Genomic DNA, 17,133 nt, shown 5'->3' with positions numbered 1-17,133 from the left:
TCTATGGCCCTTGCCCGGGTAAATAGTCGCCTCTTCTTGAAGTTATTTTCCATACTCCATCTTCTTTTGCTAAATTATAGTAAAATCTCATTGTACCTTGTGGAGTAAATGTAACCAATTTTTGGGGAGCATTCTTTATGTCTTCTTCCAATTTTGCTTTCATTTCTGGTTTCATTTCTTCTTTTTTATTATTGGTCTTATATTTATTTATATCAATACCTTGTGGAACTAATCCTACAGCTGTTACTTGCTCCGTTACATCAGCTATTACAGTTGCTGTATCACCATTTACATCTATAGTAATAAAATCAATTTTTTTAATTATACTACTCTTATCTCTATAGTTCTTACTATTTATTTCGGCTTTGACACCTTTTTGTAAAATCTGAATTCTATCAGCTAAAATCCCAGATTTCGCACTATAGTATTTTTTCGCTTCTTCAACAATCCTTTTATACATTGCATCTTCAACTTCTGGTGGAACATCTTTATCTGGTGAAGAGGTGTATGCTTCCGGCAAAATACATACAGTAGCTTCCATTTCTTCAACATTCCAAATTAACTTTTTTATTTCATTTATCTCATCATTTTTATTTTTGCTTTGCAAGCCCATTAAAGATATAACTGCAATAACTGCAATCAACAATATTACTAAACTTATAAGTATACTTTCTTTAGTTACTAACTTTTTATTCATCAATTTAGCCCCCTTTAATTCGGTCTTATTACCCCTATAGTAGTTGTCTTCCAATTTTTATTATAAGGCTTTAGATGCCAAATTGCCCATTTTCTATCAGTTGTATGCTGATCCTGTAAATTACCATAATAAGTGGAGTTTGGATCTTGTCCAAAATCGGCAACTATAGCAGCGTGTGACCAGCCATCCCCCGTACCCCAGTCATAGATTAGTACATCTCCAAAACGTATCATATTATTATTGTCAGGTTGATAATCTGGTCCCCAATTGCCAACATATGTTGCTCCTTGATAATTTTCTCCCTCATAATATAGTAACCATGACCTCAATTCACTAGCTACTGACCACGCTCTACCCCAGTAAAATCCAGTTAAATTTTTGTAAACATACCAATCATGTATATCGTCAAATGGTAATCCTCCACCTTCATGGAGACATTGTGAAACAAAGTTTGCACAATCTGAGGTAAAATTCGGATAATTACTATTTCTGCTTAATGCCCAATTGTCAGCGTAAACTGTCGCACTAATATAACTATAAGAAGCATATGCATTATAAGTCATGACTGATAATATTAGCATTATAATAAAAGAAACTAAAATTCTAACACGAATCATTTTTTCACCTTCTTTTTTATTTGTGGTCAAAAATTATGTGCACTGCTAGCAATTCTAAAGCCCCAAGCTAAAATTGAAAAATATTATACAACATTTTCACCTCCTACTTTTTTATTTCCCTTCTACAATATATAAAAGCTAAAATTTCAAAAAAATATTCCGCAAGTTAAAATTTATTTTTATTCATTTTTGAATAAAACAATTCATCTTACAATATGGAAGAGCAAATACGATACTTCTGCCATATGTCATAGAATACAACGCTGAATTACCTAAGAAATTTGCAGCATTTCCACAATATGAATATCCAAAAGCGGCCGAGAAATATGCAGAAATTGCAAAATTCTTAGGACTTCCTGCATCAACCATTGAAGAAGGAGTAAAAAGCCTCATTGAAGCAATAAAAAATCTTATGAAAGAGCTTAATCTTCCTTTGACACTTAAAGAGGCAGGCATAAATAAAGAAGAATTCGAAAAACAAATAATGGAAATGTCTGATATAGCCTTTAATGACCAGTGTACCGGTTCAAACCCAAGAATGCCATTGGTATCTGAAATTGCAGAAATATATAGAAAAGCCTACAGAGAATAAGGGTTAAATTTTTAGTTTACCCTCAAACTGTAGGCAAACTTTCGTAAAGGAGATATTTTGCATAAGGAGCGACTTGTTACAAAGTGGTAACAAAACTTAGCAAGACCGAGGGTGGAGGCAGGGCCGAAGCCAAGGATGGCGGATGCGGGCACTAAGACAAGGAGGTCGAATGTGCCCGGTACCCTGCCGGAGCTCGAAGGGGAAGCTTATGTTTTGTCGCTTTGGAACATCGGAACGACGATGCAAAATATCTCCTTTGAAAATTTTTTGACTTTGTCAACAAACTGAACCGCTAATAAAATTAAAAGCGGTTTTACATATTAGAAAAAATCTCTAACACTGCCTCCAGTTTATAAGTATTTACAACATCTTTTGCTTCAAGCCACCCCTTTCTTGCAATACCAATGCCATATTTTACATCTTCCAACCCTTCTACACTGTGGGCATCTGGACAGATGGCAAATTTTACACCTTTATCTTTTGCATATTTTATATATCTCCAGTCGAGGTCTAATCTATAGGGACTGGCATTTATCTCAATTATTTTGCCGTATTCTTTTGCCGCCTCAATTACCTGATAGACGTCAATTTCATAGCTGTCTCTTGCCAGTAAAAGCCTTCCAGTCAAATGGCCTATTATCTTTGTGTATTTATTTTTAATAGCGTTTATCACTCTTTTTGTCATCTCTTCTTTAGTCATTCTAAAATGAGAATGTATAGAAGCTATAACCAAATCGAATCTTTTTAAAATTTCTTCATCGTAGTCCAATGACCCATCCGGCAAAATATCCGATTCAATACCTTTTAATATGACTATATCATTGTATTTTTTGTTTAACTCTTCTATTTCTTCCCACTGTTTTAATAGCATTTCCTCTGCCAATCCACCGGCATAAAAAGCAGATTTACTGTGGTCAGTAATCGCTATGTATTTATATCCTAGCTTTCTCGCTCTCTCTACCATATCAATAAGAGAATTTCTACCGTCGCTATAAGTAGTGTGTACATGAAATATGCCTTTTAAATCTTTTTCTTCTATCAAGACAGGTATTTCTCCTCTTTCTGCCGCCTCAATTTCTCCCATGTTCTCTCTAAGTTCTGGAGGAATATAAGACAAATTAAGTTTATTAAAAATTTCCTCTTCAGAGTTGCATTTAATAAGGACATCCCCTTTAAAAAGCCCGTATTCGTTCATTTTTATGCCCATCTCTTTTGCTCTATGCCTCATAGCTGTGTTGTGCTCTTTACTTCCTGTAAAATGGTGAAGAGCATAAGGGAATTCCTCATCTTTTACTACTCTTAAATCTGCATTTATTCCCGAGTTTAGTGTTACGCTTGTCTTTGTATCCCCTTTTGCTATCACATCCTGTACCTCTTCATAGGAAGCAAACAAGTCCATAAGTTTTTCGGGATTATCAGAAGTAGCCAGTATGTCAATGTCTTTTACGATTTCCTTTTTGCGCCTTAGACTTCCCGCAATCTCACATCTTATAGTAAGCCCTGTCCCTTCCAAATACTTTTTAAGTTTGACTGCTTCTTGATAGGCTTCAAAATATAGGTGCTGTCCTGTAAACTGCTTTATAAACTGTATTCCTTCAAAAATCTTCTTCTGTGTTTTTTCACCAAAACCAGGAAGGTCCACAAGCCTATTTTCAACACAGGCGTATTCTAATTCACCAATTGTCGTAATCCCCAGTTTTTCATGCAATGTCTTTATCTTTTTAGGCCCTAATCCCGGGATTTTTAACATCTCTATGAGGCCAGGAGGCACTGATTCCTTTAATTTTTCGTAATACTCAAGTCTTCCTGTTGTTATAAACTCTGTAAGTTTTTTACTCAACGCTTCTCCTATGCCTTTTACATCTTTTAACCTATCTTCTTTCACAAGAGTCTCTATATCTTCATCAAGAACTTCTATAGTGCGAGCCGCATTGTAATAAGCCCTTGCCTTAAAGGGATTTTCTCCTTTCAACTCGAGTAAAAGCCCAATCTCATTCAATATATCCACAACCGTTTTTTTATCCATAATTCACCACTTCTTTTTTAGTTATTGATATATAACTCAATAGCCCTCAAAAATTCATAAACACCGTCAATTTTCTTTGTCAAAAAATTTCTTATATAACTCCACTTTATATCAAGATATTGATAGGCAAGGACATTTCTAAGTCTTGCTATTTCTGCTATGGATTTGGCAAGCTCTATATCTATTACTTTTATTTCCCCTAATTTTAATATTATCTCTCTATAAGAATCGGGTATTTCAACATTTTCATTGGCAATCAAAATTTTTGAAATGTCAATAAGTGCATTGGCTATATTTTCAATCATCCTTTCAACATTTCTTCTAACTATCCTATTGGCATTGTATTCTTGAAAGCTCAACTCTTTATGCTCTTTTAAATCTTCCAATTCAATTTGTATAAATTCAATCCTTTTTATCACATTAATTTTATCAGAATCTTTAAGCATTTTTCTCCCTTCTTTCCTGTCTGTATCTATATATATCAAGAACAGTTTTTCTAAAATCTTCTGCCTCCATAGACACTTCAAGCATGTAGTTTATATAAAAATCATGGTCATTTATTATAATCTTTTTTCCTCTCAAAGCTTCCCAAGCAACAGTAGCATTGGCTATATTCAAAACAATAAGGTCAACATCTCTTTTAAGCAAATCCTCCAATTCATTCCATAAGCCATAGACAAATTTCTCATCATATTCTTTAAGGTAAACTGCTATGTCAATGTCTGATTCCTTTGTAGCTTTTCCTTTGGCAACAGAGCCAAACAAAAAAGCCATAACTATATTTTCTTTATTTTTAAAAAACTCTTTTAAAGTTTCCAAATAATCCATTCTATCACCTGCTCTTTATCTCCATTATACCATAAAAAGTTAAAAAAATAATGGCACAATTGACAAAATTACTACCAATTGCACCATTGTAGCTAGTTAAATCTTTACCCCCTCAAGACTTAATAAAAACTTTTTTATCTCAATTCCCCCTCCAAAGCCTGTCAAATTGCCATCCTTTCCTATAACTCTGTGACAAGGAATTATAATAGGAATAGGATTTTTATTAAGAGCCTGCCCTACCGCTCTTGCTGCCTTTGGCTTGCCAATCAATTTAGCAATTTCTCCATATGTTTTAACTTTCCCATAGGGAATTTTTGAAATTTCACGCCACACAGCTTTTTGAAAATTTGTACCTTGCAAATCCAACCGCACATCAAAATTTTTTAATTTCTTTTGAAAATATAGGTCAAGCTGCTTAATACACTCTTCAATATAAAAATCGCTGTCTTCTTTAAAGCCTTCTAATGAAGATTTCTTATTTTCAAAGTCAATACGACATATGCCTTTACCCGAAGAAAATATTGTAAGCATGCCAATAGGCGATAAGAATTTTTTATACAGCACCTTCTCATCTCCTTAAAAATTTAAAAACTGGTAATTTGATTATATCACAATATAATCTGCAAAAACATAATGTAAAATTTTTTGAGTAATCGTTTCAGGCTATTTTAACTCTATTGACAAGATTCAATCGTTGTTGTACTATAAAAGTGTAGAGAGATTGTTAAATGAATAACAATTAGAATATAGAGCAAACTATTGTTAACTTCTAATTTTTATAGAAAAATACTTAAATTTTTCGAAGTACACTTTGACAATCTCTTTATTTAAATAAAATATTTTGTTAAATTATTATCAATATGGAGGTGTTCTTATGCCTAACTTATTACAAGAAAGAAGAGAAGTAAAAGAAAAAACAGAAGTGAAAGAAACGCTGGATGTTAAAAGACAAATAGACCAATTAGTAGAAAAAGCACAAAGAGCACAGGAAAAATTCATGTCTTATACCCAAGAACAAATAGATAAAATAGTTAAAGCTATGGCTTTGGCTGGTATTGAAAATCATGTGAGATTGGCAAAATTAGCCCATGAAGAAACAAAAATGGGTGTTTATGAAGACAAAATAACGAAAAATCTTTTTGCAGTAGAATATGTGTACAATTATATAAAAGACAAAAAGACTGTCGGCGTCCTTAGTAAAAACTTAGAAGAAAATTATATGGAAGTGGCAGAGCCTATAGGAGTTATAGCCGGTGTAACACCTGTCACAAACCCTACTTCTACAACAATGTTCAAATGCTTAATCGCTATTAAAACAAGAAATCCAATAATTTTTAGTTTCCACCCAAAAGCATTAAAATGTAGTATAGAAACAGCAAAGACCATGTATGAGGCAGCATTAAAAGCAGGTGCACCAGAAGGATGCATAGGATGGATTGAGACACCCTCAATTGAAGCAACACAACTTCTCATGACACATCCCGGCGTCTCCCTTATCCTCGCAACAGGCGGCGCTGGAATGGTAAAAGCCGCTTACAGCTCAGGAAAACCCGCCCTTGGCGTAGGTCCTGGCAATGTCCCCTGCTACATTGAAAAAACTGCAAATATTAAAAGAGCAGTCTCAGACCTAATACTTAGCAAAACTTTTGACAATGGTACAGTATGTGCCTCGGAGCAAGCCGTAATAATAGATGAAGAAATAACCGATGAAGTGAAAAAATTAATGAAAGAATATGGTTGCTATTTTCTCAATAAAGAAGAGACTAAAATGCTAGAAGAATTCGCTATAGACAAAAACACCGGTTTAATGAATCCAGCAGTTGTAGGTCAACCGGCAACAAAAATTGCTGAAATGGCTGGATTTAAAGTACCTGAAAACACAAAAATACTTGTAGCTGAATATCCTGCTGTAGGACCAGAATATCCCCTCTCCAGAGAAAAGCTAAGTCCAATACTTGCTTTATACACAGTCAAAGATTACAACGAAGGCATAAAAAGATGTGAAGAAATGACAGAATTCGGCGGACTCGGTCACTCTGCTGTAATACATTCTGAAAACCAACAAATTATTAATGAATTTGCAAAGAGAGTACAAGCAGGAAGAATCCTCGTAAACGCCCCTGCCTCACAAGGAGCTATTGGAGATATTTATAACACAGCTATCCCATCTTTGACTTTGGGTTGCGGTACAATGGGTGGAAATTCAACAACAGATAATGTAAGTGTTTATAACCTTATAAACATAAAACGAGTTTTTATAAGAAAAGAGAGAATGAAATGGTTCAGAGTTCCACCACAAATTTATTTTGAAAGAGGATCAATACAATATCTGTCACAAGTAAAAGGTAAAAAAGCCTTCATTGTAACAGACACTGTGATGGTTAAATTAGGTTTCGTAGATAAAGTGACGTATCAATTAGACAAAGCAAATATTAAATATGAAGTATTCTCTGAAGTAGAACCAGACCCATCAGTTGACACTGTAGAAAAAGGGATAAAAATAATGAAAGAGTTCGAGCCTGATTTAATAATAGCAGTGGGCGGTGGCTCTGCAATAGATGCAGCAAAGGGAATGTGGCTTTTCTACGAATACCCTGACGCAAAATTCGAAGACTTAAGGTTAAAATTTATGGACATAAGAAAAAGAACTTATAGATTCCCTGAACTCGGCAAAAAAGCTCTATTTATCGCAGTACCAACCACCAGCGGTACAGGTTCTGAAGTTACAGCCTTTGCAGTCATAACTGACAAAAAGAAAAATATAAAGTACCCTCTGGCAGATTACGAATTGACACCAGATATTGCTATAATAGACCCTGACTTTGTCATGACAATTCCACCCTCTGTCACAGCAGACACTGGTATGGACGCTTTAACCCATGCTATTGAAGCCTATGTATCTGTAATGGCATCAGACTATACAGACGCTCTCGCCGAAAAAGCCATAAAACTGATATTTGAATATCTACCCAAAGCGTACAAAAACGGACAAGACAAAGTCGCCCGCGAAAAGATGCACAACGCCTCAACCATAGCAGGAATGGCCTTCACAAACGCATTTTTAGGAATAAATCACAGCATGGCTCATATACTTGGCGCTAAATTCCACCTTCCCCATGGAAGAGCAAACGCGATACTTCTGCCATATGTCATAGAATACAACGCTGAATTACCTAAGAAATTTGCAGCATTTCCACAATATGAATATCCAAAAGCGGCCGAGAAATATGCAGAAATTGCAAAATTCTTAGGACTTCCTGCATCAACCATTGAAGAAGGAGTAAAAAGCCTCATTGAAGCAATAAAAAATCTTATGAAAGAGCTTAATCTTCCTTTGACACTTAAAGAGGCAGGCATAAATAAAGAAGAATTCGAAAAACAAATAATGGAAATGTCTGATATAGCCTTTAATGACCAGTGCACCGGTTCAAACCCAAGAATGCCATTGGTATCCGAAATTGCAGAAATATATAGAAAAGCCTATGGAGAATAAGGGTAAATTTTTAGTTTACCCTTATTCTATTTCCAAAACAGAAGTGAATTTTTCTATATAAGATACTCCTGAAGTTGTCGGCAGAAAAGTAGAGGTTACCATAACTTCATTTATAGGAACAAATTCATATTTATCTTCCTTTTTCTCTCCATACCCATGAAAATTATGTATTATATAAGGAATGCCTTTTTCTTTTCCAATGTAAATCATAGCATGCCCTGGCATATAGACTAATGCTCCTGGCTTTACATTGTCGAACACTTTTATTCTTTCTCCATTTGACATTTCCTCAATAAATTTATAGGATTTGTCCGCTACTGCTTCTTGCTCATTAGCATTCCTAGGAAGCCTTATGCCAAAAGTTTTAAAAACATACATTATATAGCTTGAACAATCTCTTCCTCCTAAACTATCCCCCCAACCGTATCTATCACCTATAAGTTTGAAAGCCTGCTTCAAAATGTTTTCTCTTGTATAGGGAAGATATCCAACATTTACATCTTCTTTTTTTGAAATTAAAGCATATCTAAAATCAAGATTTCCCTCTTCATTTCTAACAGGCAACTTTACAAGATAATTCCCAATAACTGATTGATTGCCAATTTGATGTAAAATATTTTCTTTTTCTAGATATATTTTCGTACCCATTGTAAATTCCAATTTAGAAACATTTTTATCAAAGGGATTGCTTTGAGTCTTTATATAGTTTCCTGTGACCAGTAAAAAACTTAGTGAGTTTATATAGTCAAATAACTCTTTTTTGTCTTTCGCAATTGCAATATCTTCTGCTTTAATCCATCCTCTGTAATTGTACATCTGTATAAAAAACCATTTTCTATCTTTACTTCTGTGTAAAATAACTACAGGCTCTAAAGCTTGACATCCCGTCTCTTGAAACCTATCAAATTCTATATCTCCTTGTTTGTCAAAAACAGCTTCCTCCGTGGGAAAACTTCTTATATAAGTATTTCGAATTGTTATACCGTATTTTACTGGCGTTACATCCTCAATTTTTTCTAAATTTGTATTTTCTATTACATCGTCATAAAAGTCTTCTTCTATGAGGTTGCCGTACCTATTGTACATAGGCTTTTTGGGTATCTCATAACTTTTGATTAACTTAATAAGCTCGTCTTTTTTTAAACTTTTTTTGTATGTCTCAAGGTCATATATTGTAGCTACCTTATTTATTACCTTTCTGTTAAAGTTTTCAATCTCTTGTGGTGTCATAATAACTCTGTCGGCACTGTCTATTTTCCTAATCCAATATTCTGGACTTAACATATCTTCAAAAACTTCAAACATGAAAATTCTCCCCTCATAAACAATAAAAGTAGACAAAAATTTATAGAAAGAATTTTAAAAAAATGAAACTAAAAGTGAAGTTTTTCGTCTATACTATAGAGATATGTTTTTAAAAGGGGCGGTATACTAAATGGAGAAAAAATTTTATTTAGTCATCATTTTAATACTAAGTCTGATATGTCTTCTTCTTGGAATAACAATATTTTTAACTGCTTTTCATCATGGTATTACATAAAAATGAGAAGGAGCGAAATGTAAAACTCCTTCTCATTTTTCGTTATACTCTTTCAAAATAATCTGCAACTTCTTTAAGATAATCAATTATTGTAAGATGTTGTGGACATACGCTCTCACAGGTACCACATTCAATGCAGGAACTCGCTTTTGCATCTCCCAAGTTTTCATAATCCCTGCGGTTAGCTTCATAGGTGTTATACATATGAGCTTCGTTGTAAAGTTCAAAGTTCCTTGGTATATTTACACCATTTGGACAAGGCATACAATAGTTACACCCTGTACACGCAATTGGCGAAAGCTCTTTGTATTTGTTTCTAACTTTACTCACAATCTCAAGTTCTTCTTTCGTTAAGGTATTTATTCCTGACATTTTTGCGCTTTCAATATTTTCTTTTAACTGTTCAAACGTGCTCATGCCACTTAAAACAACCGAAACTTCCGGCTGATTCCACAGCCATTGAAGTGCCCACTCTGCAGGGGTACGCTTAACCTTTGCAGTACCCCATATATCCATCACAGCTTTTGGAGGATTAGCAAGTCTGCCTCCCCTTATAGGCTCCATTATTACAACCCCTAAACCTTTTGAAGCTGCGTATTTTAGTCCCTTTTCTCCTGCTTGTACGTCTATGTCCATATAGTTGTACTGTATTTGACAGAAATCCCATTTGTCATAATAATCTACAATCTCTTGGAATACAGGATACTCATCGTGAAAAGAAAATCCTATGTATCTTATCTTCCCTTCTTGCTTTTTCTTTTCAGCCCAGCTTAAAGCATCAACCCTTTTCATGTTTTCCCATTTGCTTTTATCTAAAGCATGTAAAAGATAAAAATCTATGTGGTCTGTCTGAAGTTTTTTAAGCTGTTCATTTAAATATTTGTCCATGTCTTCTTTTTCGTTGATTAGCCATGTAGGAAGCTTTGTGGCAAGAAAGGTCTTCTCTCTGTATCCATCTTTTAAAGCTTTACCTGCAACTATCTCGCTGTTACCTCCATGATATGGCCATGCTGTATCAATATAATTCACGCCATTGTCAATGGCATACCTTATCATCTTTATTGCTTCAGCTTCATCTATTTTATTGTTGTCCTTATCAATAACAGGAAGTCTCATTAAGCCAAATCCCAGTGCAGATACTGCAATATCTAATTTACCAAATTTTCTATATTGCATTTCAATCTCTCCCCTTTATAAAATGTTTTAAGTTAATTATAACATAGAAAATTTTATAAACAAAAATTACTTTAAACTATTGACATTAAGAAAAAATAGTGTATTATATAATTAGTACACTAATACAATAATAACTATTGAACAGCCACGGAAACGCTTCTCGGCACGAATTTTAATCGATTTCCATATGGAGGTGTTGCTTTGAAAATTGAATTTGATGAAAAAAGGCCCATTTACCTACAAATAATGAAAGCAATAAAGCAAGAGATAGCTACAGCAAACTTAAAGAAAGGGGATAAATTACCTTCTGTCAGAGAAATGGCAGAGATTTTAAAAGTAAATCCCAATACAGTCCAAAGAGCATATCAGGAACTTGAAAGAGAACAAATCACCTATACACAAAGAGGAATGGGAACATTTATTACAAACGATGTGCAAAAACTAAAGTCATTGAAAAAAGAAATGGCAATAGAATTAGTTACATTCTTTGTAAATGAAATCAAAAATTTGGGTTTTAAAACAGAAGAAATAATAGAAATTGTAAAAGAATCTTTAGAAAGGGAGGTTAAGTAATTGGAAACAATTTTAAAAATCTCTAATTTAACAAAAAATTATTACACTACCCAAGCCTTGAAAGGCATAGACTTAGAAGTTGAAAGAGGAAAAATCTTAGGACTTTTAGGTCCTAATGGCAGTGGTAAAACTACATTAATGAAAATCATAGCTGGAATCCTAAAACCTACTTCAGGAGAAGTTCTAATTGAAGGTAAAAATCCGGGAATTTATACGAAGAAAATTATATCTTATTTGCCTGATGTAAATCCTATTTATAAGTGGATGAGGGTAAAAGATGCTGTAAATTTTTTTAAAGATTTTTACAATGATTTTGATGAAGAAAAGGCTAAATCAAATTTAGGTTTTATGGAGCTCAAAGAAAACCAAAAAGTTTCTTCTCTTTCAAAAGGTATGTTAGAAAGGCTTCTTTTAACACTTTACTTGTCAAGAAATGCAAAACTTTATATTTTAGACGAACCTTTAGGCGGTGTAGACCCCAGTGCAAGAGACAAAATAATAGATACCATAATAAAAAACATTAATGAAGATAGCTCAATTGTTATTTCTACTCATATTATAAGTGATATAGAAAAAGTTTTTGATGAAGTTGTTTTTATCTCTGAAGGAAAAATAATTTTAAAAGAAAATGCAGAAGAATTAAGAGCCAAAAAGGGAAAATCAATTGATGAAATTTTTAGGGAGGTATATGCCAATGTTTAAACTCATAAAATATGAATTACAGGGAAAATCCAAATATTACATTGCAGCTTTAATAGGCATGCTTTTTATGTTTTTTTATATAAATACAAGAGTTACTCCCAATGATTTTACAGTTTCGTTAGCTTTTTCATTTTTAGAAACTTACTTAATCTATATTGTTCTAATAATATCAGGTATAATACTCTATGCTAAAGATGTTTTTAGAAACTCTGGATATTTAATTTTTACAATTCCCAAAAAAGGAGAAATAATATTGGGGGCAAAATTAATAGTTGCTATTGTTGAATTCCTAATATTTATGTTCACTGTTATTTTTCTATCCTATTTGAATCTATCAGTAAATTACCCTGTGGAAACAGTAAACAATTTTATTTTAGAATATAAAAATATTCTAATAACAGCTTTTACACTTATAACATTTTTCTTTATCTATTTAATTCTTCTGTCATATTTTAGCATAACTCTTACAAAAACAATTTTTTACTCAAACAAATACGCCATATTGATTTCTTTCATGTTGATGTGGTTAATTTATTTCATAACAAATAAACTTATTACCCTTATATTAAAATTATTCCCTTATTCCATTCATATTGGAACTGGCAGTATAATCACAAAAGCTGCTAACACTAATTCTAATATAACATTTAATCTTATACCAGGAGATTTAAATATCGCTGCTTTGACTTTTGAAACATTTATGCTCTTTATTCTCTTTTTTATAACCTCATATCTGATTGACAACAAAATGAACTTATAATAACTAAAAGGGCTTAAAAGCCCTTTTAGTTATTCCCTTTCTTTTCTGTATTTGTCCATTATTTCTGAGAAAATCTCTGCATTTGTAGGAGGAGTATAGGATATGGCATTAGCACCCGCTTCTATCGTCTTTAAAATAGTCTCCTCAGTGGGACCTCCTGTCGCAATAATAGGTATTTCAGGACAAATGTCTCTTACCCGTTTCACCAAATCAGGGGTCTTTTGCGCACCAGATATGTTAAGTATTGTAGCACCAGCTTCTACTCTGCCTTTTATGTCCTCTTTCTCCGACACTATAGTTACAACAATAGGTATATCTATTGTCGCTCTCATTTTTTTGATTATATCATTGGCAGTAGGGGCATTTACAACAACTCCCATTGCTCCAGAAAATTCCGCATCAAGAGCTAGGTTTACAACTCTCTTCCCTTGTGTAAGTCCTCCACCTACACCGCAAAATACCGGAATATCTGCTGCCATCATAAGAGCATGGGTAATAACCGGTTGAGGAGTAAAAGGATATACAGCTAAAACAGCATGAGCATTAGTATTTCTAATAAGCGCAATATCTGTAGTAAAAACAAGAGACTTTATTAATTTTCCATAAACTTTTATGCCTGAAGCTTTTTGATGAATGACTTCAGGAACTAAAACCATCTTTTGTCTTAAAGGTGAAGTTATCTCGGGAACAAAATTACTTGACATTTTATCACCATCTTTTACTCTTATTTTATAAAAATATTATACCAATAATTGCTTATAAATCAACACCCATATTTTTCAAAATCTATTTTTTCGCGATTAAATTATCTAGCTACATACCTTCCACATCTTTTTGAATTTCTTCTTCAAAAGAAAATTTGCCATTCTTTAGCTTCTCAAGAAAAATAGGCTTAATGAATACAAACAAATAGATAAAAGGGGCTGTTCTCTTTGTTTGATCTAAAAGCTTTTGAAAAATTCAGTCGTATGGAATCGTTCCTTTCTTTTTTAGTTTAATATATTTAAATTATAATTTCTAAAAACTATTTTTATAGTAATAAAAATACAAAAAACTCGATTAATACACAGGAGTTACTTTTTAAAAGTATCATTCTTTATAAATTTATAAAATTTATATCAAAGAGTACTAAACTTCCATGATACAACATAAAAATTTAAATAAATAATTTAAAAATTGTCAGAATTACTCCTCATTTTTATGTTTCTAATTCTATGTTCTAAAAAAATAAATCAATTCACAAATCTTTTACATTTTTAACAACTATATTGCCAGTCAATATTAAATATGCTATAATAGTAATCGTCTACAATATAAAATAATTATAGTCAAAAATAAAAGATAAGGGGGATTTAAAAAATGCTAAGAAAAAAATGGCTTCCTCTAGTTGTGACCCTAATTTTTATCCTATCTGTTTTTTTAACCTCCTGTGGTAAGACAGAAACTCAAACGCCACAACAATCTCAAGAACAAAAAACAACACCTACAGCTTCAGTTCAAGATAGTAGCAACTGGATTAAAGCAAAAGACACTTCAAAAATACCAGAAGCATCTAAAACTCGCACCGACACAATTATAATAGGTCTGTATGAACCGAAAGGAGTTTTTAATCCTCTCTATTCTGAAACATCATATGACAATTATGTAAATAGTGCCATGTTTGATAATTTACTAGATGTTGACTTCGATGGAACATACATTCCATCTCTTGCAAAGAGTTGGGATATAGACAAAGATAACAATACTATCACCTTCCATTTACGCGATGATGTAAAATTTAGTGATGGAACACCTTTGACGAGTAAGGATGTAGAATTTTCTTATTATATACTATCTGATCCTACTTATGATGGTCCAATTGCTTTATCTTCAGCAGGAATTAAAGGATTCAAAGAATATAATGAAGGAAATGCAGATAAGATTGAAGGAATAAAAATAATAGATGACCATACAATACAGATTCAATTAGAAAAAGTTTTAGGGACTTCTTTATCAGACCTTAATATCCCAGTTATCCCACAACATTATTATGGAAAAGACTTTGCTAAAGGCAAATTAGACGGGGTAAAGGCTTTAGAACAGCAGCCACTTGGCTCAGGTCCTTATGTATTTGAAAAATTTGTTCCTGGTCAAGAAGTTCGTTTAGTAGCAAATGAGAATTACTGGAAAGGTACTCCAAAAATTAAACACTTAATTTACAAAACTACAACAGATGAAACAGCTGTTCAAATGTTACAAACCGGTGAAACAGATTATGAAACCTCAAATATCTCAGCAAAGAAAGATAACGTAGAGTTATTGGAAAATCTTGGATTTGTTGATTATAGTCTGCTTCCAACTAATGGTTATGGTTATATAGCTTTTAATCACAAACTTCCAAAATTTCAGGATGTAAGAGTTCGTAAAGCATTAGCTTATGGTCTTAACCGTAAAGCTATAGTTGATGCTGTATATCAGGGTTTAGCAGAAGTAAGAGATGTACCCCAGTCCAAAGTATCATGGGCATATCCTGATGAAAAAGACATAATACATTATGACTATAATCCAGAAAAAGCAAAGCAGCTTTTAGATGAAGCTGGTTGGAAGCTGGGACCAGATGGCTATCGTTATAAAGATGGCCAAAAATTTACAATACACTTTTTAGCTTCGTCACCTAATGCAGTAAACGACGCTTTGGTGCCAATGGCAGTAGAAAACTACAAAGACTTAGGTATAGAATTCGTTGCAGAGCCTCTTGATTTTAATGCGATAATTGACAAGGTCAACAAAGGTGATTTTGAAATGTATTTCATGGCTTGGTCATTAACTCCCGAACCAGATCCTTATACCATATTCTTCTCAAAAGGTTCCCAGAATAGAATAGGATATGCAACTCCAAAAGTTGATGAACTCATACTAAAGGGCCGTGAAGAATTAGATATGAACAAACGCAAAGAAATTTATCATGAACTTTACAAAGTATTAAATGACGACTTACCATATATCTTCCTGTACCAAAGAAATGACCTTAATGCAAAAAATGCGAGGGTAGTGGGATTCCAAATTTCATCTTTTAGAGATTTTACTTATTCACTGTATCAAGCAGAAATTCTTGCGTATTAATTTAAATTTAAAAGCCCGGACTCAATAGGGCCGGGCTTTTCATCTATTAGGAGGGATAGAATGACACAGTTTATTATACGCAGACTACTACAGAGTATTCCTACATTAATCGGGGCATCCATTATAATATTTCTAATTTTTGCATTAGCACCTGGTGACTACGTCACCTCTCAACTTCAAAACCCTAAGATGACCGAGGAAAGGGCAGCACAATTGAGATCACTTTATGGATTGGACAAACCACTTCCTGAAAGGTATATTTCTTGGGCAAACGGTGTCCTAAAGGGTGATTTGGGCGACTCTTTAATGTTTAAAAAACCTGTTATACAAGTAATAAACGATTTTATATGGAATTCATTTATATTAGGAGTTGCCATAATGTTCTTTGAATGGTTAATTGCCTCTATAGTCGGTATCTATTCTGCTGTACGGCAGTATTCCGTATTCGATACCATAGCTACCTTGCTTGTGTTTATCCTTTACTCTTTACCCTCTTTCTTCTTAGGCCTTGTTATGCTTAAAGTTTTTGCAGTAGACCTCAAATGGTTTCCATTAGGTGGAATGATAACGACAGCATCCAATTATACTGGTTGGGTCCATATAGTTGATGTTGCAAAGCACATGGTGCTTCCTGTTGCTACTTTAACTTTAATAAGTGTAGGGGGCTTAAGCCGCTATTTTAGGGCAAATATGCTAGAAGTCATAAAGCAAGACTATATAAGGACTGCCAGAGCTAAAGGCTTAAAGGAAAGAACTGTTATTTTTAAACATGCTTTAAGAAATGCTCTTCTACCTTTGATCACTTTATTTACTTTAGAATTACCTAGCTTATTTGCAGGTGCAATGATAACTGAGAGGATATTCAACTGGCCAGGCATTGGTAAAGTCGTTCTAGAAGGAATTTATATAAGAGATTATCCCTTATTTTTGGGATACACGATGCTCATCACTGTTCTTACAATTTTAGCAAATATTTTAGCTGACGTTTTGTATGGCGTTGCTGATCCGCGTGTAAGACTTAAATAGG

15 protein-coding genes and 1 pseudogene are annotated in these 17,133 nt (G+C 33.4%); 7 read left to right on the top strand and 9 right to left on the bottom strand.

Annotated features, from left to right (window positions below; all coding sequences use genetic code 11):
* Nucleotide 1 precedes the first annotated feature (1 nt).
* Nucleotides 2–697 (bottom strand): hypothetical protein, encoded by a 696-nt coding sequence (locus tag BUB32_RS07215; protein ID WP_234949244.1) that lies wholly within the window; start codon nt 695–697, stop codon nt 2–4.
* A 14-nt stretch (nt 698–711) separates the two neighbouring features.
* The gene (locus BUB32_RS07210; protein WP_084726997.1) at nt 712–1,314 is read right to left on the bottom strand and encodes an amidase domain-containing protein; all 603 of its coding nucleotides are present in this window, start codon (nt 1,312–1,314) and stop codon (nt 712–714) included.
* A 199-nt stretch (nt 1,315–1,513) separates the two neighbouring features.
* Between BUB32_RS07210 and BUB32_RS12555 the strand changes: the two are divergent.
* Nucleotides 1,514–1,906: pseudogene (locus BUB32_RS12555) on the top strand (bifunctional acetaldehyde-CoA/alcohol dehydrogenase); the annotation flags it as partial.
* Between the two features lie 313 nt (nt 1,907–2,219).
* Here BUB32_RS12555 and polX read toward each other — a convergent pair.
* From polX to BUB32_RS07175, 4 genes are all read right to left on the bottom strand, one after another.
* On the bottom strand, nt 2,220–3,932 hold the full coding sequence (polX, locus tag BUB32_RS07190; RefSeq protein WP_072968703.1) for a DNA polymerase/3'-5' exonuclease PolX: 1,713 nt from the start codon (nt 3,930–3,932) through the stop codon (nt 2,220–2,222).
* 17 nt (nt 3,933–3,949) lie between these two features.
* On the bottom strand, nt 3,950–4,378 hold the full coding sequence (gene hepT / locus BUB32_RS07185; RefSeq protein ID WP_072968701.1) for a type VII toxin-antitoxin system HepT family RNase toxin: 429 nt from the start codon (nt 4,376–4,378) through the stop codon (nt 3,950–3,952).
* On the bottom strand, nt 4,371–4,760 hold the full coding sequence (mntA, locus tag BUB32_RS07180) for a type VII toxin-antitoxin system MntA family adenylyltransferase antitoxin (RefSeq protein ID WP_003869665.1): 390 nt from the start codon (nt 4,758–4,760) through the stop codon (nt 4,371–4,373). Before mntA ends, hepT begins: the two co-directional genes overlap by 8 nt.
* A 96-nt stretch (nt 4,761–4,856) precedes the next feature.
* Nucleotides 4,857–5,324 (bottom strand): methylated-DNA--[protein]-cysteine S-methyltransferase, encoded by a 468-nt coding sequence (locus BUB32_RS07175; protein WP_072968699.1) that lies wholly within the window; start codon nt 5,322–5,324, stop codon nt 4,857–4,859.
* A gap of 310 nt (nt 5,325–5,634) precedes the next feature.
* Between BUB32_RS07175 and adhE the strand changes: the two genes are divergently transcribed.
* The gene (adhE, locus tag BUB32_RS07170; protein WP_072968697.1) at nt 5,635–8,253 is read left to right on the top strand and encodes a bifunctional acetaldehyde-CoA/alcohol dehydrogenase; all 2,619 of its coding nucleotides are present in this window, start codon (nt 5,635–5,637) and stop codon (nt 8,251–8,253) included.
* A gap of 21 nt (nt 8,254–8,274) precedes the next feature.
* On the opposite strand, the gene BUB32_RS07165 is transcribed toward adhE, so the two are convergent.
* Entirely contained in the window at nt 8,275–9,558 is a 1,284-nt protein-coding gene (locus BUB32_RS07165; RefSeq protein WP_072968695.1) for an SH3 domain-containing protein, read from the bottom strand.
* Nucleotides 9,559–9,835: 277 nt separating this feature from the next.
* Nucleotides 9,836–10,969 (bottom strand): aldo/keto reductase, encoded by a 1,134-nt coding sequence (locus BUB32_RS07160; RefSeq protein WP_072968693.1) that lies wholly within the window; start codon nt 10,967–10,969, stop codon nt 9,836–9,838.
* A 201-nt stretch (nt 10,970–11,170) separates the two neighbouring features.
* Between BUB32_RS07160 and BUB32_RS07155 the strand changes: the two genes are divergently transcribed.
* From BUB32_RS07155 to BUB32_RS07145, 3 genes are read left to right on the top strand one after another with little or no spacing between them, the layout of a single operon-like run.
* Nucleotides 11,171–11,542: a GntR family transcriptional regulator gene (locus BUB32_RS07155; protein WP_084726995.1), complete on the top strand. Its 372-nt coding sequence runs from the start codon at nt 11,171–11,173 to the stop codon at nt 11,540–11,542.
* Nucleotides 11,543–12,244: an ABC transporter ATP-binding protein gene (locus tag BUB32_RS07150; RefSeq protein WP_072968691.1), complete on the top strand. Its 702-nt coding sequence runs from the start codon at nt 11,543–11,545 to the stop codon at nt 12,242–12,244.
* Nucleotides 12,237–13,004, top strand: a complete 768-nt coding sequence (locus tag BUB32_RS07145; protein ID WP_072968689.1) for an ABC transporter permease — start codon at nt 12,237–12,239, stop codon at nt 13,002–13,004. The genes BUB32_RS07150 and BUB32_RS07145 overlap by 8 nt, the downstream gene beginning before the upstream one ends.
* Before the next feature lie 29 nt (nt 13,005–13,033).
* Here the strand turns inward: BUB32_RS07145 and BUB32_RS07140 are convergent, their stop codons facing one another.
* Nucleotides 13,034–13,708, bottom strand: a complete 675-nt coding sequence (locus BUB32_RS07140; protein WP_042834584.1) for a beta/alpha barrel domain-containing protein — start codon at nt 13,706–13,708, stop codon at nt 13,034–13,036.
* A 655-nt stretch (nt 13,709–14,363) separates the two neighbouring features.
* On the opposite strand from BUB32_RS07140, the gene BUB32_RS07135 reads away from it, so the two are divergent.
* Together BUB32_RS07135 and BUB32_RS07130 are read left to right on the top strand one after the other, a co-directional pair.
* Complete coding sequence (locus tag BUB32_RS07135; protein ID WP_072968687.1) at nt 14,364–16,106, top strand: ABC transporter substrate-binding protein; 1,743 nt, start codon at nt 14,364–14,366, stop codon at nt 16,104–16,106.
* A gap of 60 nt (nt 16,107–16,166) precedes the next feature.
* Nucleotides 16,167–17,132, top strand: a complete 966-nt coding sequence (locus tag BUB32_RS07130) for an ABC transporter permease (RefSeq protein ID WP_072968685.1) — start codon at nt 16,167–16,169, stop codon at nt 17,130–17,132.
* The last annotated feature ends 1 nt before the right edge of the window (nt 17,133 follow it).

The organism is Thermoanaerobacter uzonensis DSM 18761, assembly GCF_900129115.1.
GTDB lineage: Bacteria > Bacillota > Thermoanaerobacteria > Thermoanaerobacterales > Thermoanaerobacteraceae > Thermoanaerobacter > Thermoanaerobacter uzonensis.
Note: the sequence above shows the minus strand (reverse complement) of the source record. Positions and strands in the feature narration are given on the sequence as shown.